Source organism: Saccharomonospora xinjiangensis XJ-54, from assembly GCF_000258175.1.
Classification (GTDB): domain Bacteria; phylum Actinomycetota; class Actinomycetes; order Mycobacteriales; family Pseudonocardiaceae; genus Saccharomonospora; species Saccharomonospora xinjiangensis.
The window spans coordinates 2,252,709-2,274,270 of sequence record NZ_JH636049.1 but is presented as its reverse complement, the minus strand read 5'-3'; the positions used below and the strand labels follow the sequence as shown (position 1 = coordinate 2,274,270).

Annotated in this window: 19 protein-coding genes, 1 tRNA gene and 1 pseudogene; 11 read left to right on the top strand and 10 right to left on the bottom strand. The window is 68.2% G+C overall.

The features are described from left to right. Nucleotides 1–235: 235 nt before the first annotated feature. Together SACXIDRAFT_RS09910 and SACXIDRAFT_RS23295 are read left to right on the top strand one after the other, a co-directional pair. Nucleotides 236–1,111: a class E sortase gene (locus SACXIDRAFT_RS09910; RefSeq protein WP_006238420.1), complete on the top strand. Its 876-nt coding sequence runs from the start codon at nucleotides 236–238 to the stop codon at nucleotides 1,109–1,111. After that, on the top strand, nucleotides 1,111–1,269 hold the full coding sequence (locus tag SACXIDRAFT_RS23295; RefSeq protein ID WP_006238419.1) for a hypothetical protein: 159 nt from the start codon (nucleotides 1,111–1,113) through the stop codon (nucleotides 1,267–1,269). Before SACXIDRAFT_RS09910 ends, SACXIDRAFT_RS23295 begins: the two co-directional genes overlap by 1 nt. A gap of 17 nt (nucleotides 1,270–1,286) precedes the next feature. Here the strand turns inward: SACXIDRAFT_RS23295 and SACXIDRAFT_RS09905 are convergent, their stop codons facing one another. Next, nucleotides 1,287–2,081 (bottom strand): TetR/AcrR family transcriptional regulator, encoded by a 795-nt coding sequence (locus SACXIDRAFT_RS09905; protein ID WP_006238418.1) that lies wholly within the window; start codon nucleotides 2,079–2,081, stop codon nucleotides 1,287–1,289. A gap of 144 nt (nucleotides 2,082–2,225) precedes the next feature. Here SACXIDRAFT_RS09905 and SACXIDRAFT_RS09900 point away from each other — a divergent pair, with 144 nt between their 5' ends. The 5 genes and pseudogenes from SACXIDRAFT_RS09900 (at nucleotide 2,226) to SACXIDRAFT_RS09880 (ending at nucleotide 6,139) form a co-directional block, all read left to right on the top strand. Beyond that, nucleotides 2,226–3,155, top strand: coding sequence for a daunorubicin resistance protein DrrA family ABC transporter ATP-binding protein (locus SACXIDRAFT_RS09900; protein WP_006238417.1), 930 nt, complete (start codon nucleotides 2,226–2,228; stop codon nucleotides 3,153–3,155). Beyond that, nucleotides 3,152–3,955 (top strand): ABC transporter permease, encoded by an 804-nt coding sequence (locus SACXIDRAFT_RS09895; protein ID WP_006238416.1) that lies wholly within the window; start codon nucleotides 3,152–3,154, stop codon nucleotides 3,953–3,955. Before SACXIDRAFT_RS09900 ends, SACXIDRAFT_RS09895 begins: the two co-directional genes overlap by 4 nt. A gap of 37 nt (nucleotides 3,956–3,992) precedes the next feature. Beyond that, entirely contained in the window at nucleotides 3,993–4,634 is a 642-nt protein-coding gene (locus SACXIDRAFT_RS09890) for an aminodeoxychorismate/anthranilate synthase component II (protein ID WP_040922112.1), read from the top strand. Between the two features lie 37 nt (nucleotides 4,635–4,671). Next, a pseudogene (locus tag SACXIDRAFT_RS09885) lies at nucleotides 4,672–5,504 on the top strand (ATP-binding cassette domain-containing protein). Next, nucleotides 5,501–6,139, top strand: coding sequence for a hypothetical protein (locus SACXIDRAFT_RS09880; RefSeq protein ID WP_006238413.1), 639 nt, complete (start codon nucleotides 5,501–5,503; stop codon nucleotides 6,137–6,139). The pseudogene SACXIDRAFT_RS09885 and the gene SACXIDRAFT_RS09880 overlap by 4 nt, the downstream one beginning before the upstream one ends. Before the next feature lie 67 nt (nucleotides 6,140–6,206). Here the strand turns inward: SACXIDRAFT_RS09880 and pknB are convergent, their stop codons facing one another. The 7 genes from pknB to SACXIDRAFT_RS09845 form a co-directional block, all read right to left on the bottom strand. Continuing rightward, on the bottom strand, nucleotides 6,207–8,198 hold the full coding sequence (pknB, locus tag SACXIDRAFT_RS09875; protein ID WP_006238412.1) for a Stk1 family PASTA domain-containing Ser/Thr kinase: 1,992 nt from the start codon (nucleotides 8,196–8,198) through the stop codon (nucleotides 6,207–6,209). Nucleotides 8,199–8,336: 138 nt separating this feature from the next. Continuing rightward, on the bottom strand, nucleotides 8,337–9,530 hold the full coding sequence (locus SACXIDRAFT_RS09870; protein WP_006238411.1) for a serine/threonine-protein kinase: 1,194 nt from the start codon (nucleotides 9,528–9,530) through the stop codon (nucleotides 8,337–8,339). Nucleotides 9,531–9,533: 3 nt separating this feature from the next. Continuing rightward, entirely contained in the window at nucleotides 9,534–11,003 is a 1,470-nt protein-coding gene (locus SACXIDRAFT_RS09865; protein WP_006238410.1) for a peptidoglycan D,D-transpeptidase FtsI family protein, read from the bottom strand. Beyond that, complete coding sequence (locus tag SACXIDRAFT_RS09860) at nucleotides 11,000–12,514, bottom strand: FtsW/RodA/SpoVE family cell cycle protein (RefSeq protein ID WP_006238409.1); 1,515 nt, start codon at nucleotides 12,512–12,514, stop codon at nucleotides 11,000–11,002. The genes SACXIDRAFT_RS09865 and SACXIDRAFT_RS09860 overlap by 4 nt, the downstream gene beginning before the upstream one ends. Next, on the bottom strand, nucleotides 12,514–13,950 hold the full coding sequence (locus tag SACXIDRAFT_RS09855) for a PP2C family protein-serine/threonine phosphatase (protein ID WP_006238408.1): 1,437 nt from the start codon (nucleotides 13,948–13,950) through the stop codon (nucleotides 12,514–12,516). The genes SACXIDRAFT_RS09860 and SACXIDRAFT_RS09855 overlap by 1 nt, the downstream gene beginning before the upstream one ends. Further along, nucleotides 13,947–14,417: an FHA domain-containing protein FhaB/FipA gene (locus SACXIDRAFT_RS09850; RefSeq protein ID WP_006238407.1), complete on the bottom strand. Its 471-nt coding sequence runs from the start codon at nucleotides 14,415–14,417 to the stop codon at nucleotides 13,947–13,949. Before SACXIDRAFT_RS09850 ends, SACXIDRAFT_RS09855 begins: the two co-directional genes overlap by 4 nt. 168 nt (nucleotides 14,418–14,585) lie before the next feature. Beyond that, on the bottom strand, nucleotides 14,586–15,872 hold the full coding sequence (locus SACXIDRAFT_RS09845) for an FhaA domain-containing protein (RefSeq protein ID WP_006238406.1): 1,287 nt from the start codon (nucleotides 15,870–15,872) through the stop codon (nucleotides 14,586–14,588). Nucleotides 15,873–15,998: 126 nt separating this feature from the next. Here SACXIDRAFT_RS09845 and SACXIDRAFT_RS09840 point away from each other — a divergent pair. From SACXIDRAFT_RS09840 to SACXIDRAFT_RS09825, 4 genes are all read left to right on the top strand, one after another. Next, nucleotides 15,999–16,081: transfer RNA gene (locus SACXIDRAFT_RS09840), tRNA-Leu, on the top strand. Nucleotides 16,082–16,149: 68 nt separating this feature from the next. Beyond that, complete coding sequence (locus SACXIDRAFT_RS09835) at nucleotides 16,150–17,211, top strand: trans-sulfuration enzyme family protein (RefSeq protein ID WP_006238405.1); 1,062 nt, start codon at nucleotides 16,150–16,152, stop codon at nucleotides 17,209–17,211. Between the two features lie 130 nt (nucleotides 17,212–17,341). Beyond that, complete coding sequence (locus tag SACXIDRAFT_RS09830; protein WP_006238404.1) at nucleotides 17,342–18,550, top strand: thioester domain-containing protein; 1,209 nt, start codon at nucleotides 17,342–17,344, stop codon at nucleotides 18,548–18,550. Nucleotides 18,551–18,653: 103 nt separating this feature from the next. Then, entirely contained in the window at nucleotides 18,654–19,508 is an 855-nt protein-coding gene (locus SACXIDRAFT_RS09825) for an alpha/beta fold hydrolase (protein ID WP_006238403.1), read from the top strand. Between the two features lie 17 nt (nucleotides 19,509–19,525). Here the strand turns inward: SACXIDRAFT_RS09825 and SACXIDRAFT_RS09820 are convergent, their stop codons facing one another. After that, entirely contained in the window at nucleotides 19,526–20,521 is a 996-nt protein-coding gene (locus SACXIDRAFT_RS09820; protein ID WP_040922111.1) for an MsnO8 family LLM class oxidoreductase, read from the bottom strand. Between the two features lie 45 nt (nucleotides 20,522–20,566). Next, complete coding sequence (locus SACXIDRAFT_RS09815; RefSeq protein WP_006238401.1) at nucleotides 20,567–21,433, bottom strand: HpcH/HpaI aldolase/citrate lyase family protein; 867 nt, start codon at nucleotides 21,431–21,433, stop codon at nucleotides 20,567–20,569. Nucleotides 21,434–21,562: the final 129 nt, after the last annotated feature.

Below are 21,562 nucleotides of genomic sequence, written 5' to 3'. Positions count from 1 at the left end.
GCCGCATGTGCCACGGCGTCCCGGCCCGAACGAACCACCCGAGCGGCGGCAGGCCCGGCCCGCCATTGAACCCGGTGGTGGCACTCCGCCGCGCAAGACGATTCCACCTCGGCCCGAACGCCCGGTACCCGCGAGACAGAGCAGGCCACCCGCCGGTTCGCAGGACGACGCTCCGACCCAGCCGGTGATGATGCCCCCCGCCGTGCGGGCCCCGCGACCGGATCAGCAGGAGCCGATGCGGCAGGCAGGGCGGGTGCCGGATTCGGCAAGCCCTTCGGAACCTCCGCGGGAAGGACCGCCCCCGCCCCGGCGTGGTGGCGGCGGTCAAGGCCGGGTGGCCGTGCGGGCCTTCGGCGAGATTCTCATCACGCTCGGCGTCGTCGTGCTGCTGTTCGTGGTGTACGAGCTGTGGGTCACCAACCTCATGTCGTCCGAACTCCAGCGCGAGGCCAGCGCCGATCTCGACCAGCGCTGGTCACAGCAGCGCGAGATGCACACGGACCCCATGACAGGTGAGGCGTTCGCGCGCATCTACATCCCGTCGTTCGGCGCCGACTGGAACTTCACCGTCCAGCAGGGCGTGGATGCCGCGACCCTGGAGATCGGCCCCGGCCACTACAAGGAGAGCGCCATGCCGGGCGAGCCAGGCAACTTCGCGGTGGCGGGACACAGGGTGGGCAAGGGTGCCCCGTTCAACGATCTCGACCTGCTCGGCTCGTGTGACGCCGTGGTGATCGAGACGGTGGAGAACTTCTTCGTCTACCGCGTGTTGCCGATGAGCGACGAGACGCAGGGCTGGGCGCAGGGCAAGGGCAAGGACCCGAGGTGCGCGGGGGTCAGGCCGCTCGCCGAGATCGATCCCGCCTACGGGGAGACCGTGGGCCGCAGGATCGTGCTTCCGACGCGCGGTGACGCGGTGGCACCCGTGCCGTACCAGCCCGATTCGACTCTGGCCGAGGCCGCGCAGGTCGAGTTGCTGACCCTCACCACCTGCCACCCCCGGTTCTCCGACCGCGAGCGCATGATCATTCACGGGGTGCTCACGAACGTGTACGAGAAGAAGACCGGCGCGTCCTACGAGCAACTGCTGAAGGAGATCGGGGAGGCCTGATGTACGGCTGGATCTGGCGGCACCTGCCCGGCCCGCTGCCGGTGCGGATCGGTCTTGCCTCGGTGCTGGTACTGGGCGTCGTGGCGCTGCTGATGTTCGTCGTGTTCCCCTGGGCAGAGCCCCTGCTGCCCTTCAACGACGTCGCCGTCGAAGGCTGACCACGCGTGTCCGCACCTTATGCACGCGTGTCCGCACTTGGCGTACGCGTGTCGGCACTTGGCGTACGACTGGCGATCAACGCCTCAATGCCGTCGAGCAGCAGATCGAGGCCGAACCGGAAGTCGGTGTCCTGGCCGTACCAGTCCGAGGGGTCCGCGACGAACGCCTGACTGCGGACGGCGCTCGTCAGAGCGGGGTAGGAGTCCTCGTCCACCAGCTCGGCGAGCAGTTCCCCGTAGACGGTCGAGCTGGGCGGCAGGTGAGTGCCGACGCGTTCCGGTGCCAGCGCGATGATCAGCGAAGCCTGGCTGAGCGCGTACCCGCTCAGTGTCGTGGCGATGCCGATCTTCTCTCCCTCGTGCAGAGGAGTATCGGCCAGCGCGGAGAGCAACCGATCGAGCCAGCGCAGTCCCCGCGGCCCCATCGGCGGTCCGCCGCGTGCGATGGACAGTGTCCACGGCCGTGAGACGAGCAGGTCGGCGTTCGCCTTCGTCCACGCGTACAGGTATTCGCGCCGCGAAAGGTCGCCGAGCGGCGGCGGCTCCTCCGACACGGCGTCGAGCATGGCGACCAACAGTTCGTCTTTGCTGCCGACATAGCGATAAAGCGACATCGGTGCGACGCCGAGGCGTGCGGCGACGCTGCTCATCGACACCGAGGAGAGTCCTTCGGCATCGGCGATCTCCATGGCCGCTGTGGTGATCCTGGCGAGGTCGAGGCTGGGCTTCGGGCCTCGGCGTGAGACCGGCTCACGCCCCCACATCCGTGCGACGACCGGGGGCAGCTCGGGCCGTGCGCGTTCGTCCGCCATGCGTCTCCTTCGCGTCTCGTCCTCGCTCACCCTATGCGTCCGCGCCGGTGAAGCTCCCCGCCATCTCATCGCGTATCGCATATACAGTTTATGGCTTACAGTGTAAGGTCTACGCGGTAACTTCGAGTGGACACGGAGGATCGAATGTCACCACCAGCGATCGAGGCACGTGCACTTCGCAAGAGCTTCGACGGCCGCCCCGTACTCGACGGTCTTGACCTGACGGTGCCGACCGGGACCCTGCTCGCCCTGCTCGGCCCCAACGGATGCGGCAAGACGACCACCGTTCGCATCCTCACCACCCTCCTGATCCCGGACGGCGGCACGGCAAGGGTCGCGGGCCACGACGTCCGTGCGGAACCCTCGGCCGTCCGCCGCGCCATCGGGCTCACCGCGCAACAGGCCAGCGTTGACGAGTTGCTGACGGGGCGGGAAAACCTGGAGTTGTTCGCGGGACTGAACCAGCTCGGCAGGAAGGAAGCCCGGAGAAGGGCCGCCGAACTGCTCGAGAAGTTCCGGCTCACCGACGCCGCCGACCGGAGGGCGGGCGACTACTCCGGTGGTATGCGACGCAGGCTCGACCTCGCCGTGAGCATGGTGGGCGCACCTCGCATCCTGTTCCTCGACGAGCCGACCACCGGGCTCGATCCGCGCAGCAGGGCGGACCTGTGGGACGTCGTCCGCGATCTCGTCCGCGATGGCACGACGATCCTGCTGACCACGCAATACCTCGACGAGGCGGACCAGCTCGCCGACCGCGTCGCGATCATCGGCGGTGGCCGCGTCATCGAGGAGGACACCCCGGACGGGCTCAAGCGCAGGATCGGTACCGAGCGGCTCCGCCTGACCATGACGAGGCCGGAACACGCGCACTCGGCCGTGGCGCTCCAACCCGGCACCCACCTCGAACCCGAGACCGGCGAGGTGGTGGTGGCGCTGCGCGGACCCGACCACCTGAGGCAGGTTCTCGACGATTTCCACCGCGCGGGGCTCGGGGTGGCATCGGTGTCGCTGGCGGCACCCACGCTCGACGACGTGTTCTTCCAGCTCACGGACAAGGAGCCTGTGGCATGACGATCCCGACCGGCATACCGGCCGGCGCGGCCAGGCCGAACCGCCTCAACGAACTGGTGTTGCTCACCCAGCGCGCGTTGCGACGGGAGTTCCGCCAGGTGGACGGCCTGCTCGTCGGCGTGGCGTTGCCGATCATCCTCATGTGCGCCATGGTCGGCGTCTTCGGCAGGGCCATCGACACGGGGACGACGTTGACGTACGTCGATTACGTGACGCCTGCCGTCATGCTGCTGTGTGCGGGCTACGGCGCCGCCACCACCGGCGTCGGCATCACCGAGGACCGCAGGCTCGGACTGACGCAGCGGTTCAAGACGCTCCCGATCGCGGGGTGGGGGCTGCCCGCGAGCCAGGTCGTCGCATCCGTGCTGCGCAACGTCTGCGCCACCGGCCTCGCTGTCGTCGCCGCGCTGATCCTGGGTTTCTCGCCCGACGCGGACGTCGTGGACTGGCTGCTGGTCCTCGCCGTCGTCGTGGGATTCGTCGTCACCATCGCGTGGTGGTCGGTGGTGTGGGGCCTGCTGGTCAAGAGCGTGCAGGCCGCGGGGGCGTTCTCCTTCGTCGTGCTGTTCCTTCCGTACGTGTCGAGCGCGTTCGTGCCCGTGGAGTCGCTGCCCGGCTTCCTGCAAGGCTTCGCCGAACATCAGCCGACGACGCCGTTGGTCGAGCTGCTGCGCGGCCTGCTGCTGGGACTGCCGGTGGCCGACGGCACGGCGTGGACCGTGGTGGCGTGGCTCGTCGGCGGGTCTGTGGTTGCGGTGCCGCTGGCCGCCGTGATGTTCCGCCGCCGAGGTCAGGAGTAGGGCCCAGCCGACGTAGGCTTGTCGCATGGCTCGTCCCATGCGCGTACTCGTCGTCGATAACTACGACAGCTTCGTCTACAACCTGGTGCAGTACCTCGCTCAGCTCGGCGCGGAATGCACCGTGTGGCGCAACGACGTCGTTGCTGTCGAGGACGTGGCGAAGTTCGACGGCGTGCTCGTGTCTCCCGGACCCGGCACGCCGGAGAAGGCAGGGCGCAGCGTCGATGTGGTGCGGCGCTGCGCGGACGGGTCGGTGCCGATGCTCGGGGTCTGCCTCGGGCATCAGGCCATCGGCGTCGCGTGGGGTGCCACCGTCGATCGCGCACCCGAGCTGCTGCACGGCAAGACCAGCCTGGTGGAGCACAACGGTGCGGGCGTGCTCGCGGGACTGCCGAACCCGTTCACCGCCACCAGGTACCACTCGCTGACCGTGCTGCCGGAGACCGTCCCGGACTCGTTCGAGATCACCGGGCGGACCGCGTCGGGCATCGTGATGGGGATGCGGCATCGAGAGCTGCCCATTGAGGGCGTGCAGTTCCATCCCGAGTCGGTGCTCACCGAAGGTGGGCACCGGATGCTCGCCAACTGGATGGCCTCGGCCGGATACCCGGTCGAGGAACGGCTCGTCGAGGAGCTGGAGCAGGCCACGAGGGCGGTTCAACGGGCGGCTATGGCGTAGACCACGCCGCGTGGCGCGGCGCCGTAACATCGGTGGCATGCGCAGACTCGTCGCCGTGTCGAAGCAGTACTCGCGCGGCAAGATCGTGCTCGACGACGTGAACCTCGACCTCCCGCGCGGTGAGGTCATCGGAATCCTGGGAACGAACGGCAGCGGCAAATCCACCCTGCTTCGCCTTGCCGCCGGAGTGGTTCGCCCTTCGTCGGGCCGGGTCGCGGGGTCGTGGTCGGTTACCTGCCGGATCGGTTTCCCGCCTCGTTCCGGCTTTCCGCGCTCGGTTATCTGGAGCACATGGGCCGCATCGGTGGGCTGAGCACTCGCGTCGCCACCCGGCGTGCCGGTGAACTGCTGGACCGACTGGAACTGGTGGGCGGGCGCACGACCCCGCTCCGCGAGCTGTCGAAGGGCAATGCCCAGAAAGTCGGATTCGCCCAGGCGCTTCTCGCCGACCCGGACCTGCTTGTGCTCGACGAACCCTTCTCCGGCCTCGACCCCTCCGCGCACCGGCTCGTGACCGAGGTCGTCACGGAGACTCGCCTGCGCGGCGCCGCCGTCCTGATCACCGAGCATCGCCGCGACCGGCTCACCGGCCTCGCGACGCGGGTGTTCCGGCTCGCCGAAGCACGCCTGAACCCGGAGGAGGCGGTGGGGGAGCGCGGTGACATCGGGCACGCGCGCATCGTGCTGACCGGGAGTTCGCTCGACGAGTGGAGGGACGCCGATCTCGTGCTGTCGGTCGCGGCGGAGGGTTCGGAGCAGGGGAGCCCGCTGATCTTGACGGTCTCCGAAGCCCACTGCGACGCCGTGCTCATGCGGGCGTTGCGTGGTGGTGCTTCCGTGCGGCGGGTCGAGCGGGCGATCACCGTATGATCGCGGTCACGCGCTACCACCTTGCCCTGCTGTTGACCTCACAGCGCTATCTCCCGCCCACGTTCGCCTTCCTCGTCCTGCTCGCTGTGCTCTACACCAGCGCCGACGCGCCCGTCGCGCCGGAGTTCGCCGTAAGCGCGGGAGGGCTCGTCGTCGTGTCGTGCTGGCTGACCGTGGCCGTCGTCGATCTCGAAGACCCGGTGCACCGGCTGGTCACGATCGTCCACGCGCGCGGTCCGGCGACCGTTGTCGCCGGTGTGGTGGCCGCTGTACTCGTCGTCTCGTCCGGATCCGCCGCGATCTCACTGGGGTGGGCATGGCTGCTGCACGGCGGATTCGCGGCTGACGAGTGGCTGCTCGGCGTCGGGGCACATGTGGCGGCCACGTGCACGGGTATCGCTATCGGGCTGCCCTGCTCGCGGTTCGTCGTGCCGAAGATCGGCTTCACGGTCGTCGCCGCACTGGCGACGTTGGGCATCGTGCTCTTCGTCCGGTGGATTCCGCTGGTGAATCCCATGCTTCGCGCACTGGGCTCCGGGAGTGAGGCAGGCGGTGCGGTGCTCGTCGCGGCTGTCACATCCGCTGCGCTGTTGGTGCTGAGCGCAGGCTTCACAGCCGCCGTTCACCGGAGCTGACGCAGGCGGGAATGGAAAAGGCCACCCACCGGCGTCGTCGCGGCAGGTGGCCTTCTCCAAGACCCGGTCAGCGGAATCCCGGAATGCCGATGTCGTCGTCATCGTCGTCCGAAGGTTCCGTCGAACCTTGCTCATCGGCGCCGATGACGAGCGTGATCTCCCGATCCTTCGTGATCGAGCTACCCGCGCCGGGGTTGGTGCTGATCACCTTGCCCACCATGTCCTTGTCGGACGTCGTCTGTGTCTGCTCGGAGATGGTGCCTTCCCAGCCCGCTTCGTGCAGTGCGCTGACCGCTTCCTGCTGGGTCATGCCCTTGAGATCGGGAATCTGGATCTTCTCCTGCGAGCCGTTGGACACATCGAGCGTGACCTGCGACCCAGCCTCGACGCTGCCGCCGTTGGGCTCCTGCGCGATCACGGTGCCTGCGGCGGCCTCGTTATCGACGTCGTTGCGCAACACGACGAAGCCCAGTCCTTCGAGAGTGGCCTTGGCCTCCTCGTAAGACTTGCCCGTCATGTTGGGCACCTCGACCATCTTCGGCTCCTTGCCGACCTTGATCGACACCGAGTGGCCCTGCTCCACCTCCTTGCCCGCAGGGGGATTCTGGTCAACGACCTTGCCGTAGAGGGACTCGTCCTCGACCTCGACCTCGGTCACCTTCGGATCGAGCGTGAGGTTCACACCCTGGAGTTCGGCCTCGGCCGCAGCCTGCGAGAGGCCGCTCAGGTCCGGCACCTCCACCTTGTCAGGGGCGGTGCCCACCCGAAGCAGGATCTCGGTGTCCAGCGTCACCATCCTGCCTGGCGGAGGATCGGTGCCGATGACGTTGCCGATCTTGTCCTCGGTGCACTGCGGCTCTCCCGACGGCGGATTGTCGAGACAGACGACCGGCTGCACCCTGACGTTCTGGAAGCCTGCCGAGCGCAGTTGCTGCTTCGCTTCCTCCACCCGGACGTCCGTGACGTCGGGAATAGCCTTCTGCTCCGGCGCGCTCTTGAACCCGCCGTTGATCCATGTGATGAAGGCAACGGCCCCGAGCGCCAGAACGGTGACGGCCGCCGCGACGAGTGCCCGCCGCCTGCGCCGCTTCCGCGCGTCGTCGGCGTCGTCGAAAGGCGGTCGGTAATCATCGACCGGGTCGGGATCCTGCGGTGCGTTCAGCACCTGAGTGCGCTCTTCCTCGATCGGCGCGGCGCCGACCATCGGGGCCATCGGCCGCTGTCCCGACAGGGTGCGCACCAGATCCGACCGCATTTCCGCAGCGGACTGGTACCGCTCGCTCGTGCTCTTCGCCAGCGCCTTCAACACCACGGCGTCCAGCTCGGGGCTCACCGCGGGATTCGATTCCGACGGCGCCCTTGGCGCTTCCCTGACGTGCTGGTAGGCCACCGCGACCGGCGAGTCACCCGTGAACGGCGGGTCGCCCGTGACCAGCTCGTACAGCACGCACCCCGAGGAGTAGACGTCCGACCGGGCGTCCACCGTCTCGCCCCGCGCCTGCTCCGGTGAGAGGTACTGCGCTGTGCCGATCACGGCGGCGGTCTGCGTCATCGCGGCCTGTCCGTCGTGCACGGCACGGGCGATGCCGAAGTCCATGACCTTCACCGCGCCGTTGCGGGTGATCATTACGTTGGCTGGTTTGACGTCCCTGTGGATGATCCCGTGCCGGTGGGAGAAGTCCAGTGCGGCGCAGACGTCGGCCATCACCTCCATGGCCCGCTTCTGCGGCATCGGCCCCTCGGTCTTCACGATGTCGCGAAGCGTCCTGCCCTCGACGTACTCCATCACGATGTAGGGCAGTGGACCGTACTCGGTCTCGGCCTCACCGGTGTCGTAGACGGCGACGATCGCGGGATGGTTCAGCGCGGCGGCGTTCTGCGCCTCCCTGCGGAACCGCTCCTGGAACATGGGGTCACGCGCGAGGTCGGCGCGCAGGATCTTCACGGCCACCTCGCGGCCGAGCCGGATGTCGTGACCGTGGTGGACCTCGGACATACCGCCGTAGCCGAGTGTGTCACCCAGCTCGTACCGGTTTGAGAGCAGTCGGGGTGCGCTCATTGCTCGGTGCCGTCCCATTCACTCGGTCTTCTACTCGCGCCCGGCACGTGGCCGGTGCGTGTCGCCAGTGCCCTGTGGCCAACGACATTCACCTGCGGTTCTCCATGAGGAGTGTGCCCATCATGCCTTCCCGCCGTGTCATCGGGTGAGCCCCGCACCCGACTGCGGCCAGCCGGGGCCCAGCGGAGCCCGGCCGCTGTCGCCGTCCGATCCTTCGTCGCTCCACACCGTGAGAGCGAGAACGACCACGGCGACGATCAGCAGGAGCGCCGACGCCACAGCCAGCAACGTCCACGCGGGTGTTCGCCGTCGAACGCGGCCCGCCTCCATCCCCATCGGTGGTGCGACGGGTGACATCGACGGGTGCGATCCCGGCCCGACCGGGCCGGAACCCGGTGCCTGCGGAGCCATCGCCAGCGGGCCTACCGGCGCTGGATGAGCACTCGGGTGCACCGGATGCGTCAGATAGCCCGCAGCGGCCAGCCCGGAAGGAGGCGGAAGCGGACGGCCTGCGCGAATGGCCGCGACGGCACCTGCGAACTCGCCACCGTTGGCGTAACGCTGTCGCGGATCCTTCACGAGCGTAGCCTCGATGACGGCGCGAACGCCCGGGGGTACGTCAACAGGCAACGGCGGTGCCAGATCCCTGATGTGCATCATCGCCACGCTGACGGCGTGTTCCGAGAGAAACGGCCGGTGCCCCGCGAGACATTCGTAGCCGCAAACCGCGAGCGAGTACACGTCACTGGCGGGTTCGGCGTCGTGCCCGAGCGCCTGCTCGGGCGCGATGTAATGGGCGGTGCCCATCACCATGCCTGAGCGGGTCACGGGTGCCGCGTCCGCGGCTTTCGCTATGCCGAAGTCCGTGAGTTTCACCATGCCGGTCGGCGTCACGAGGATGTTGCCCGGTTTCACGTCGCGATGGACGAGGCCACGTTCGTGTGCGGCCTGGAGCGCGCGGGCCGCCTGTTCGAGGATGTCGAGCGTCCGCTCCGGGGAGAGCCTGCCCTCCCTGGCGAGGATCGCGGCCAGCGGCTCGCCCTGCACGAGTTCCATGACGAGGTATGCGATCGAAGCCTCGCCAGCCTCGGTCTCGCCGTAGTCGTGGACGGCCGCGATCCCGTGGTGGTTCAGGGAGGCTGTCGTGCGTGCCTCCGTCCTGAACCTGTGCAGGAACTCGGCGTCGCCGGACAGCTCCGCTTTGAGGATCTTCACAGCCACGGTTCGGTCGAGCCGGGTGTCACTGGCCTGCCACACCTCGCCCATCCCGCCGACCGCGATGCGGCCTTCGAGCCGGTAGCGCTGTGCGAGCAGTTGCCCGGACGACAGCATGACTCAGCCCTCTCCGAGCGCGGCGGAGATGGTCGCGCGTCCGATTTCGGCGGCCACCTTGCCGCCTGTGGCGGCGAGACCCCGGTCGCCGCCGGACTCGACGATGACGGCGACGGCGACCTTCGGGTCGTCGTACGGCGCGAACGCGGTGTACCAGGCGTGCGGCGGAGTGGCCTTCGGGTCGGCACCGTGCTCGGCGGTACCGGTCTTCGAGGCGATCTTCAACGCGGGGTCCTGGCCCGCACCCTGGGTGTTCGCCTCCGAGGCCACCATCATGTCGGTGAGCACCTCGGCGTTGGCCGCGGACATCGCGGCGTCGCCGGTGAGCTCCTCGGGCTCGAACTCGTCGATCTCGGAGAGGTCCGGTGCGAGCAACTGCTTGACCAGTCGGGGCTTCATGGCGACGCCGTCGTTGGCGACAGTGGCGGCGAGCAGCGCGTCCTGGAGCGGGGTCAGCCGGACATCGCGCTGACCGATACCGCTCTGGTAAAGCGCGGCATCGCTCTCCAACGGACCGAGGTCGGACGCGACGACACTCATCGGCACGGTGAGATCGGAGGTCCCGATACCGAAGTTGACCGCGGTTTCCCGCAGTTTCTCGGCTCCCAGCTCGGCTGCGATCTTGGAGAACGCGGTGTTGCACGAGTACGCCAGCGCGTCCTTCAGCGTGCCACCCTGGCAGGTGGTGTGGTTGAAGTTCTCCAGCGTCGTGGATGTACCGGGCAGGGTGACCTCGGCGTCCCTGATGATCTGGGTGTCCGCTGTGGCGCCGTTCTCCAGCGCGGCGGCCGTGGTCACGATCTTGAACGTGGAGCCGGGAGGGTAGGTCTCCCTGATGGCCCTGTTCAACATCGGGTTGTCGGGGTCGTCGTTGTACTTCTTCCACGCCGCCTGCTGCTCCGGCGTGTCGTGGGAAGCGAGGTCGCTCGGGTCGTACGACGGGGTCGAGACCATGGCCAGGATGTCGCCGGTCTTGGGGTCCAGCGCCACGACCGCGCCCTTGTATCCGCGATCGATCATCATCTTGTACGCGGTTTCCTGCACGGATGGCTTCACGGTGAGCCGGACGTTGCCACCGCGCGGGTCCCTGCCGGTGATCATGTCGCTGAGCCTGCGTACGAGCAGCCTGGAGTCGGAGCCGTTGAGGAACTCGTCGTAGGCGCCTTCGAGGCCGCCCGCGCCGTAGATCACCGAGTAGTAGCCGGTGACCGGCGCGTACATCGGCCCGTTGAGGTAGGTGCGGCGGTAGTTGAACGCGCTGTCGGTCGGCTTGACCCCGGCGAGTACCTGACCGGCGTCGTCCGACGTGATCTTGCCGCGCTCGCGGGAGTACTCGTCGTACAGCACGCGCGTGTTACGGCCGTCCGTTCGGTACTCCTCGCCCTTCACGACCTGGACGTACGTGGAGTTCGCGAGCAGCAACGCCACCATCGTGATCATGGCGATGCCGACCTTGCGCAGCGGTGTGTTCACGGGAGCCTCCCCCCTTCGGGCGGGTTGACCGCCCCTGCCATGCCCTGGCCGGGCTGCGGCCGCTGCACCATCACCGTGTGCGCCTCGGCGAGAGGTGCCTGCGGCATGGGCTTCGGCTTGGCAGGTTGCTGCGGCCTCCGCGCGGCGTCGGAGATGCGCAGCAGGAGCGCCACCAGGATGTAGTTCGCCAGCAGCGACGATCCACCTGCCGAGAGGAACGGCGTCGTGACACCCGTCATCGGGATCAGCTTCGTCACACCACCGACGATCACGAACAGCTGCATGATGATCGCGAAGGAGAGCCCGCCGCCGAGAAGCTTGCCGAAGGTGTCCCTCACGGCCAGTGCGCTGCGCATGCCGCGCATCGCAAGCAGCAGGTAGACCAGGATGATCGCGGAAAGACCGACGAAGCCGAGCTCCTCGCCGAGTGCGGCGCTGATGAAGTCGGTGTGCGACTCGGGAACCGTGTCGGGCCTGCCGAGCCCGAGGCCGGTGCCGAACATCCCACCGGTGCCGAGACCGAAGAGGCCCTGCGCGATCTGGTAGCCGCCGCCGGGATCGTTGTAGGTCTCCAGCGGGTCGATCCAGTTCGCCACCCGCTGCTGCACGTGGGTGAACAGCGAGAACGCGATGATGCCGCCGAGGGAGAACATGCTCAGGCCGAGCACGACCCAGATGATGCGTTCGGTGGCGACGTACAGCATCACGAGCACGATGCCGAAGAACAGCAGCGCCGTGCCGAGGTCCTTCTCGAAGACCAGGATGCCGAGGCAGACGACGGCCGAGATGATGATCGGCCCGAGGTCGCGGGCCCTCGGCAGTTCCACGCCGAGCACCCGCTTGCCCGCGGTCATGAACAGCTCCCGCTTCGACACGAGGAACGAAGCGAAGAAGATCATCAGCAGGATCTTGGCGAACTCACCGGGCTGGATGGAGAACCCGGGCAGCTTCAGCCACACCTTGGCGCCGTTGACCTCGGAAAGCGAACTCGGCAGCACGGCAGGCAGCGCGAGGGCCACGATGCCGACGAGCCCGCACGTGTAGGCGTAGCGGGTGAGCTTCCGATGGTCGGAGACGGCGATCAGGATGCCGAGGAACAACGCCAGCGCGATCACCGTGAAGAGCACCTGGCGTGGCGCGTAGCTCGCGGCCTCCTCGCCCTTGGCGAGGGCAGCACGGGCCTCGGCGAGGTCGATGCGATGGATCATCACCAGACCGAGCCCGTTGAGCAGGGCGACGCACGGCAGGATCAGCGGGTCCGCGTAAGGAGCCCACCGCCGCACGGCGAGGTGGGCGACGCTGAAGATGGCGAGGTAGGCGAGCCCGTACCACACCACCGACCACGACAGTTCCTGCTCCTGGTTCGCCTGAACCAGGATGAGCGCGAACGTCACGATGAACGCCGAGAACGCGAGCAGCACGAGTTCGGTGCCACGCCTCGTCGGCAGCTCACGTGGCGGGTTGGTGGTGTACTGAGCTGCCGCGCTGGGGGAACCTGCGGGCTGCGCCATCAGTTACCGCCCGAGCCTGGCGCCGGGCGGCAGTCCACGCCCGGACGCTGCCCGCCCTCGTTCCGTCCCGCGGTTGTGTCGGTCGGGTTCGCCGCCTCCGAAGTCGGGCTCGCCTTGGCGGAGGACTCCTTCGAATTCGACGTGCCGCCCTGCTCGAAACCGCCGAGTCCGCCACCCTGTGACTGGTCGGCCGTGTCGTCGCAGATGTCGAGCAGGTTGTTGCGGCGCAGCGTGTTGATGTATTGGCGCGACTCGTCGAGGCCGTCACGCTTGACGCCGTTGTCCACAGCGGCACGCGCTTCCTGCTGGAGGTCCTGCAACCGCAGGGGCTCACACAGCGACGAGTCGGGAGGGCACGAGCCCTCGGCCTTCTTCTGCAGGTCGAAGCCGAGGATGCTGCCCGGAACACCCTGGAAGATCACGACCTCGCCGTTCTCGTCGGCACCGACGTAGTACTGCCGCAGAACGAAATACCGCGTGGCGAACGCTGCCGCGGCCAGCAGCACGAGAGCGAGTCCGAACGCCAGGAGCAGGCGGACCCGCTTACGCCGTTTGGCTTTTGGGTCGGGCGGTGTCTCCAGTTGCTCGGTGCGCTGAGGCTTGGGAGGTGGTGGCGGCGCCGTGAGCGCGCGTGCCCTCGCCGCGGGGGAGTCACCCTGCGGCCCCTCGTCGGAACCGTCGCCTGCCGCGCCGCCCACGATGGGGGCGTCCTCGCCGAAGTCAACGTCCACGACGTCGGCGACGATCACAGTGACGTTGTCCGTACCGCCGCCCTTGAGCGCCAGCTCGATCATCCGGTCGGCGCAGTCCTGCGGATCCGGGATGCGGAGCGCCTCGGCCAGTGTCTCGTTGCTCACCATGCCCGAAAGACCGTCGGAGCAGAGCAGGTAACGGTCGCCGGCGCGGGCTTCCCGCACGGTGACGCTCGGCTCGACCTCGTGGCCGGTGAGAGCCTTCAACAGCAGCGAACGCTGCGGGTGAGTCGCGGCCTCCTCCTCGGTGATCCGCCCCTGTTCCAGCAGCTCGTTGACGAAGCTGTCGTCACGGGTGATCTGCGAGAACTGCCCGTTGCGGAGCAGGTAGGCCCGCGAGTCGCCCACGTGGACGAGTCCGAGGCGGGAACCGGAGAACAACACCGCGGTCAGGGTGGTGCCCATGCCGTCGAGGTCGGGGTCGTTGGCCACCAGTTCGGAGATCGCCTGGTTTCCCTGGTTGACGGCATCGCGCAGCTGGGTCACCAGGTCGTCACCGGGTTCGTCGTCGTCGAGGTGTGCCAACGAGGCGATGACGACTTTGCTGGCCACCTCACCGGCGGCGTGGCCGCCCATGCCGTCGGCAAGGGCTAGCAGACGAGGGCCGGCATACACGGAGTCCTGGTTGTTGGAGCGAACCAGGCCCCGGTCGCTGCGGGCCGCGTAGCGTAGGACGAGAGTCATGGGCGAAGCTCGATCACCGTCTTGCCTATCCGGATGGGGACGCCGAGAGGAACTTTCAGGGGTGCAGTGACCTTAGCCCGGTCGAGGAAGGTGCCGTTGGTCGAGCCCAGATCTTCGACGTACCACTCGTCGCCTCGCAGGGAGAGGCGTGCGTGCCTGGTCGAGGCGTAGTCGTCGTCGAGTACAAGGGTCGAGTCGTCGGCCCGCCCGATCAGGATCGGCCTTCCGTCGAGGGCGATGCGCGTACCGGCCAGCGCCCCGTGGGTGACCACCAGTTGCCGGGGCAGTTTGTTCCTGCCCCGCAGTGGCTTCTTCTCCTTCTTTCCGCGGCGGAGGCTCGGCAGGTTGACCCGTAGCCCCGACGCCGCGTAGAGGTCCGAGCGAACCACGCGCAGCGCGGCGAACACGAACATCCAGAGCAGGACGAGGAATCCCACCCTGGTGAGTTGTACGACCAGCTCCGGCACCTGTTGTGTCAGCTCCCGCCTTCTCGCGCCCAACCTGTGAGGGCAGTCGTCGTTCGACCGTCAGTCGTTCGATCGTCGGCTCCACAGGTCCCCCGCATCGCCGCCATTATGCGGGACAGCGTGTGACCACAGTGCGGGACGCCGAAGTTCGGAGTCGATCGGCCGGACTCAGCCCTGCGTGCGGAACACCAGAGAGGAATGCCCAACCCTGATCACGTCGCCGTCGGCGAGCTGCCAGGTCTGCACCGGGGTTCCGTTGACGGTGGTGCCGTTGGTGGAGCCGATGTCCGCCAGGGTGGCGCTCTGCCCGTCCCACGTGATCTCGAGGTGGCGACGGGACACACCGGTGTCCGGCAGCCGGAAGTCGGCGTCCTGGCCCCTGCCGATCACGTTGCCGCCCTGCTTCAGCGAGTAGGTGCGGTTGGAACCGTCGTCGAGCTGGAGGATGGCGCTGAGCTGACGGTTACCCGCAGGGGGCATGCCGCCGGGGTAGCCACCCTGCTGCGCGTAAGGGTCCGCACCGGGTGCGGGAGGCTGCGCGGGGTAGCCGGCAGGCGGGCTCGGCGGAGCGGCGTAGCCCTGGTCGTAGCCGGGCTGCCCCGCGGGCTGGCCGGGCTGACCATAACCCTGGTCGTAGCCGGGCTGGCCGGGCTGACCATAACCCTGGTCGTAGCCGGGCTGAGCGGGCTGGCCGTAGCCCTGGTCGTAGCCGGGCTGGCCAGGCTGGCCGTAGCCCTGGTCGTAGCCGGGCTGGCCAGGCTGGCCGTAACCCTGGTCGTACCCGCCCGTCTGGCCGTAGCCCTGGTCGTAGCCGGGCTGGCCGTAACCCTGGTCGTAACCCTGCTGGCCGTAGCCCTGGTCGTAGCCCGGTTGGCCTGGCTGGCCTGCTTGACCAGCTTGACCAGCTTGACCGTAGCCCTGGTCGTAACCGGGTTGTCCCTGTCCGTAGCCGTACTGGCCCTGCTGGCCGTACGGGTCACCCTGGTCGTATTGGCCGTAGCCGCCGGGCTGGCTCATTGGTCGGTCTCCTGCGTCGCTCATTCGTGCCGACCGCGCGAAAGTCCCGGCGTCGCTTGCCTTGACGTCCGGATCGACGGTCGAGCGGGTTCTGAACTTTCCAGTATGCAGCGCTTCGTTGCGCTCTAGCGAAACTACGACGTCACCATAGGTGTCCCAGCCGTGCTCAGCGAGATGCCCGGACACCGCTTCCGCGAGCATGCGGGTGACCCGCTGCCCCTCCGCGGCCATCCGGTCGTAGTCCTCGGCACCCAACGACACGACATAGTGGTTGGGCGCGAGCTTGCGCCCGCCCGCGAGGTCCCGGACGTTGTCGTCACACTCCCGCTCCAGTTCCAACGCCACTTCTTGGGTGACCACGTTGCCACCGAATATCCGCGCGAAGGCATCTCCCACGAGGTTCTCGAGGCGCCGATCGAAGCGCTGGACGCGTCCCACCGGCAAACACCTCCCTCCACGTGTACCTTCAAGGCCGATCGTATCGGGTTTTGCCCGTGCAACACGGGCCCCCGTGGAAGGCGTCCGATTCGCCTTGCTAGTCTGTGCTCACTGTCGAAGTTGCTCGGGCGAGTGGCGGAATGGCAGACGCGCACGGTTCAGGTCCGTGTGTCCGGAAGGACGTGAGGGTTCAACTCCCTCCTCGCCCACAGTCGAAACGCACGAGCGCCGCCGGGATGTTTCCCCGGCGGCGCTCGTTTTTTGAGGGCTCGTTACCGTGGCCTGCGTGAGCGAAGAGTGGTCGGCCAGAACGAAAGCCGTCGTCGCGGGACGCCCGGTGGGTGAGGGCGAGCCCATGAACGTTCCCATCACTCCGGCCAGCATGCTGGGGCTCTCGTACGCACGTGAGGACGGCACGCCCACGTGGGTGGCGTTCGAGGAGGCCGTCGGCGAACTGGAGGGCGGCACGGCCGTCGCCTTCGCTTCGGGTATCGCGACGGTGTCCGCGGTGCTGGACGCCCGTCCGTCACAAGCCGTTGTCGTCGTGCCGTCGGACAGCTACGCGGGAACCCGCGGCCACTTCGCCCATGAGCACGCCAAAGGCAGGGTGAGGGTCGTCTCCGTGGCGCCCTCCGACACGGCTGCGTGGATCGAGGCGGCGGAGGGTGCCGGTCTGCTGTGGTTGGAATCGCCGACGAATCCGAGTCTGCACGTGGTCGAGATCGCCGAGATCGCCTCGGCGGTCAGAAGGTTGAAGCACCGGCCGACGATTGTGGTGGACAACACGTTCGCGACGCCGCTCGGGCAACGCCCTCTCTCACTCGGGGCCGACATCGTGGTGCACAGCGCCACCAAGTTCATCGGGGGCCACAGCGATCTTCTCCTCGGCGTCGCGGTGGCAGCCGACCCCGCACACGTCGCCGACCTGCGGGACGCGCGCACCCGCATCGGCGCGACACCGGGTGCGCTGGAGACGTTCCTCGCGCTGAGGGGCCTTCGCACCCTGCCGGTGCGCTTCGCGGAAGCGTCACGGACCGCGGCGCTGCTGGCGGAGCGGCTGGCGGAGCACCCTGCCGTGACCAGGGTGCGCTATCCGGGTTCGGGCGCGATGCTCGCCGTCGAGGTCGCCGATGCCGAGTGTGCCGACGCCGTGTGTGCGGCGCTGCGGTTGGTACGGCACGCGACGAGCCTCGGCGGCGTCGAAAGCACGGTCGAACGGCGTGCGGCGCGATCCGGCGACGCACATGTGCCTTCAGGGTTGCTCCGGTTCAGTATCGGTTTGGAAGATCCTGATGATTTGTGGGCCGATTTAAACCGGGCGTTGTGTTCAGTGAACTGACGGGCAACGTTGTTTGTGCTTTCCCACAGTGGGCTCACGAAGAATTGACGGTGTGTGTATGCTCCGCACCGACTGGTGTCTGATCTTCACCTGACTGGGTTTTCCCTACCACTGTCTTCTTAGGAGACTCATGAGCAGCAGAAGAACGTTGGCCAGGGTCGGCGCGCTCGTCGCCGGAACGGCCGCCGCCCTTTCCCTCGGGTCGGTCCCCGCCTCGGCGGACGGGACGAAGGCGGACATCGTCCGCGGCGGTGGTGAGAACGGGTACAACGTCAACCTCGGCCAGGGTTCTGAGAACCAGCAGACCACGCTGTTCAAGCTGAACATCGAGGGTGGCAACACCCTTCGCGCGTACTGCGTCGAAATCAGTGTCAACGTGGACCCGTCCCGCTCGCTGTTCGAAAGCCCGTGGGACGAATTCCCCAACGCGGACTCTCCCTTCCACGCCAACCGCGACCACATCAACTGGGTGCTTCACCACGGTTACCCGGTCAACGACCTCGCGTCGCTGGAACAGAAGCTCGCGGAGGCGGGAGCCGAGGTCCACAACGGACTCGACGTCAAGGAGGCCATCGCGGGTACCCAGGCCGCGGTCTGGCACTTCAGCGACGGCAAGGACATCAACCGCGACGACCCGTCCTCGTCGAAGGACGAGGGCGCCGACGCCGATGTGCTCGCTCTCTACGACTACCTCACAGGTGAGTCCAATGTGGGCATCGCGGAGCCCGCTCCCGCATTGGAGGTCTCGCCGGAGACCGCCGCTGGTGAGGCCGGTGAGCGGCTCGGCCCGTTTACCGTGGCCACCACGGGTGAGATCACCGAAGTCACCGCCGAGCTGCCCGAGGGTGTGACGCTCACCGACGCGGAAGGCAACGAGCTGGGCGACATCGCCGACGGCACGGAGATCTACGTCGATGTTCCGGCCGATGCCGAGGACGGCACGGGTTCGTTCTCGCTCAACGCCACGGCGCACCTCGCCACGGGACGGCTTTTCGTTAGCGAGGACTACCAGGCCAAGCCCGCGCAGTCGCTGATCGTCGCTTCTTCCGAGGACACCAGCCTCTCGGCGAAGGCGAGTGTCGAGTGGACGGCCGTTCCCGAGGAGGAGGAGCCGAAGCCCGAGGAGCCCACCGAGGTGCCTTCGCCGTCGGAGCAGCCGAGCGCGCAGCCTTCTGCCCCGGCGACCGAGCCGAGCCAGCCAGCGGTGACCCCGAGCGCGAACACCGATGACCTCGCGGACACCGGCGCCTCCCCGCTGGTGCCTCTGCTCATCGGTCTCGGCCTCGTCGGCGCGGGAACCGGCGCCATCCTGTTGCAGCGCCGCAAGAAAAACGCGTGACGCCTAGCGCGACGCGATGACACGATCGAAGGCCACCTCCCTCACGCCGAGAGAGGTGGCCTTCGTCGTGTCGTGGGAAGTCATGGGAAGTCGAGGAATCGCCATGGACGGTGTCGCGCCGCCGGAGAGGCTGGGGGAGTTCCGGCTCTCCGATGGGCGAGTGCTGGGGTGGAGTGAATGGGGGCCGATCGACGGCACGCCGATTCTGCTGTGTCCTGGTGCCGCGACGAGCAGGAGGCTGGGTTTCGGCACCGACCTTGTCCATCCGCTCGGTGTGCGACTTGTGAGCCTGGATCGGCCTGGGCTCGGGGTTTCGACGCCGTCGCCGGAACGCACACTCGCGGATTTCGCCGCCGATGCCGGACAATTCCTCGAAGGGCGGGGATTGGGTGCTCCGGCGGTGCTCGGCAATTCGCAAGGTGCGCCGTTCGCACTGGCCTGTGCGATCGCGGGGCTGGCGTCCTCCCTGTATCTCGTATCCGCCGCCGACGAGGTCGCCTCGTCACATTTCGCGGGCACGCTCGACGGTCATCTCGCGACGGTGGTGAACCTGTGCCGTCGCGATCCGATGGCGGCCCACGAGCTGTTCCGTTCTTTCGACGCCGAGGCGTTGCGGCGCATGGTGGTGGACAACAGCGGTGAGCGGGACAGGGCCGTGTACACCGATCCCGTTTTCGACGCCGCGTACCGGAACGCGCTGAGCGAGGGATTCGCGCAGGGACCGGATGGTTACGCCACCGACACGGTGCTGGCGATGCGGCCGTGGGATCTCGACCTCGCCCGCATCACGTGCCCGGTGGAGGTCTTCTACGGCGAGGAGGACGCGGCGCATTCGCCCGACAACGGTGTGACGCTCGCCTCCCGCATTCCCGGCGCCGTTCGTCACGTGCTCAAGGGTGAGGGCGGCTCGGTGCTCTGGACGCGAAGCGAGTCGTTGCTCGGGCGAGTCAGGGCTTGACGAGTGCGGCGGTTGCTCTACCGCGCGAGTTCCGCGAGACGTGTGTAGGAGTCGAGCTGGTCTTCGCGGTCGTGCGTGCTCAGGGTGATCAGTACCTCATCGGCTCCGGTGCGTTCCACGAGTGCCGCGAGGTCGTCGCGCACGGTGGCGGGGGTTCCGTGGATCTGCCGTCGCAGCACGTCGGCGAGCATCGCCGACTCCCGTTGGGTCGGTTCGGGCAGATCCGCAGGTGGCAGCAGAGGCGGGAACACCCCGCGCGTCCGGGAACGCACGAGCGACCACGCCTCGGGCAGTAGCAGCTCTCTCGCCTTCTCTGCGGTTTCCGCGACGGCCACGGCAGCCGACACCATGACGTAGGGCCGTTCCCACAGGGTGGATGGCCGGAACTCGGTGCGGTAACGGTCGATGTGCCGCACCAACGTGTCCACACCGGACACCTGGGCGATCACCAGCGCGAGACCGGCCTCGGCCGCGAACGCGGCTCCTGCTCCGGTGGCCAGCACGAAAGCGGGGATGCGCAGACCCTCGGCAGGAAAGGCATGCACCCCGCGATGCACCGTTGATGCGCCCGCGAAGTAGCCCAGCAGTTCACGCAGCCGCTCGGGGAACTGCTCGGCCTGCTCCTTGCCCGCACCGAGCGCGGCTCGCTCGCGTCCGGTGAAGCCGACCGAACGGCCGAGCCCCATGTCGATGCGTCCAGGGTGAAGTGCCTCCAGCGTCCCGAACTGCTCGGCCACCACGAGCGGACGGTGGTTGGGGAGCATGACGCCGCCGGTACCGACGCGGATACGAGAGGTCGCGGATGCGACCGCTGCGGCGAGCACGGTGGGCGCCGACCCCGCGACGCCGGGAACGCTGTGGTGTTCGGACACCCAGAACCGGCGGTAGCCGAGCGCCTCGGCACGCCTGGCGAACTCGACGGTGTGGCGTACGGCGCTCGCCGGGTCCTCACCCCGACGGACGCTCGACCTGTCGAGCACGGACAGCGGCACCGGCCACGTTCGTCGTTCCACGACAGGTTCAACGCGCGAGAGCTGCCCGTGTTCCGGCGCGGGAGTTCAGCCTTCCCGACGCGTCCGCACTGTCTCGGCCACCGCGAGTACCCGCCGAGCCTGCTCGACATGCAGGTTCTCCACCATGCGGCCGTCCACGGTGACAACACCGAGCCCGTCGGCCGCGGCCTTCTCGAACGCGGCGACGACGCGCCGCGCGTGGTCCACCTCCGCCTCGGACGGCGTGAACACCCGGTTGCACGCTTCGAGCTGGTTGGGGTGGATCAGAGTCTTTCCGTCGAAGCCGAACTGCCTTGCCTGCACGCACTCCGCCTCGAAGCCCTCGGTGTCGCGCACGTCGTTGAACACACCGTCCAGAATGGACTTTCCAGTCGCGCGGGCCGCGAGCAGGCACAGGGAGAGGCTCGTCAGCAGCGGCGCCCTGCCGGGCCCCGGCTCGGCGCGAAGTTCCTTGGCGAGATCGTTGGTGCCCATGACGAGGACGGTCAGCGCGTCGGAGGCGCCCGCGATCTCCTCGGCCCTCAGCACAGCGGCAGGCGTCTCGATCATCGCCCAGATCGCCGTGTTGGCTGGCGCGCCGACCTCGGCGAGGGCGGTCTCGACGGCGCGGACGTCGTCGGCCGAATCCACCTTCGGCACCACGACCGCGTCAGGGCCGACGGCGGACACGGCCCGCAGGTCGGCGTCGTGCCACTCGGTGCCGATGCCGTTGACCCTCACCGCGACCTCGCGCCCGGTGTACGCGGCGGCGGCCACCGCGTCACACGCCCTCTGCCGTGCCCGCTCCTTCACCTCGGGGGCCACGGCGTCCTCCAGGTCGAGCACCAGCGCGTCGGCGGCGAGTGTCGCCGCCTTCTCCATAGCCCGTTCGTTCGCACCGGGAATGTAGAGAACGGAACGGCGCGGCCTCACGTGGTCCTCCTCGTGCCGGGTGGGGCTGAAGGGGCGGCCTCGCCGCTCCCCGTTAACCCTACGACGCGACCGCAGGCCTGCGGCCGGGGCTGACCGGCCTGCGGCGGTTCACCGCACCGCCGAACCCGG

Coding starts and splice junctions, on each gene's coding strand:
- SACXIDRAFT_RS09870 (WP_006238411.1), bottom strand. CDS start 9,530: ATGCTGTCGTCCGGGCAACTGCTCGCACAGCGCTACCGGCTCGAAGGC.
- SACXIDRAFT_RS23295 (WP_006238419.1), top strand. CDS start 1,111: ATGTACGGCTGGATCTGGCGGCACCTGCCCGGCCCGCTGCCGGTGCGG.
- SACXIDRAFT_RS09830 (WP_006238404.1), top strand. CDS start 17,342: ATGAGCAGCAGAAGAACGTTGGCCAGGGTCGGCGCGCTCGTCGCCGGA.
- SACXIDRAFT_RS09825 (WP_006238403.1), top strand. CDS start 18,654: ATGGACGGTGTCGCGCCGCCGGAGAGGCTGGGGGAGTTCCGGCTCTCC.
- SACXIDRAFT_RS09860 (WP_006238409.1), bottom strand. CDS start 12,514: ATGGCGCAGCCCGCAGGTTCCCCCAGCGCGGCAGCTCAGTACACCACC.
- SACXIDRAFT_RS09900 (WP_006238417.1), top strand. CDS start 2,226: ATGTCACCACCAGCGATCGAGGCACGTGCACTTCGCAAGAGCTTCGAC.
- SACXIDRAFT_RS09880 (WP_006238413.1), top strand. CDS start 5,501: ATGATCGCGGTCACGCGCTACCACCTTGCCCTGCTGTTGACCTCACAG.
- SACXIDRAFT_RS09910 (WP_006238420.1), top strand. CDS start 236: ATGCGGCAGGCAGGGCGGGTGCCGGATTCGGCAAGCCCTTCGGAACCT.
- SACXIDRAFT_RS09905 (WP_006238418.1), bottom strand. CDS start 2,081: ATGGCGGACGAACGCGCACGGCCCGAGCTGCCCCCGGTCGTCGCACGG.
- pknB (WP_006238412.1), bottom strand. CDS start 8,198: ATGAGCGCACCCCGACTGCTCTCAAACCGGTACGAGCTGGGTGACACA.
- SACXIDRAFT_RS09895 (WP_006238416.1), top strand. CDS start 3,152: ATGACGATCCCGACCGGCATACCGGCCGGCGCGGCCAGGCCGAACCGC.
- SACXIDRAFT_RS09890 (WP_040922112.1), top strand. CDS start 3,993: ATGCGCGTACTCGTCGTCGATAACTACGACAGCTTCGTCTACAACCTG.
- SACXIDRAFT_RS09855 (WP_006238408.1), bottom strand. CDS start 13,950: ATGACTCTCGTCCTACGCTACGCGGCCCGCAGCGACCGGGGCCTGGTT.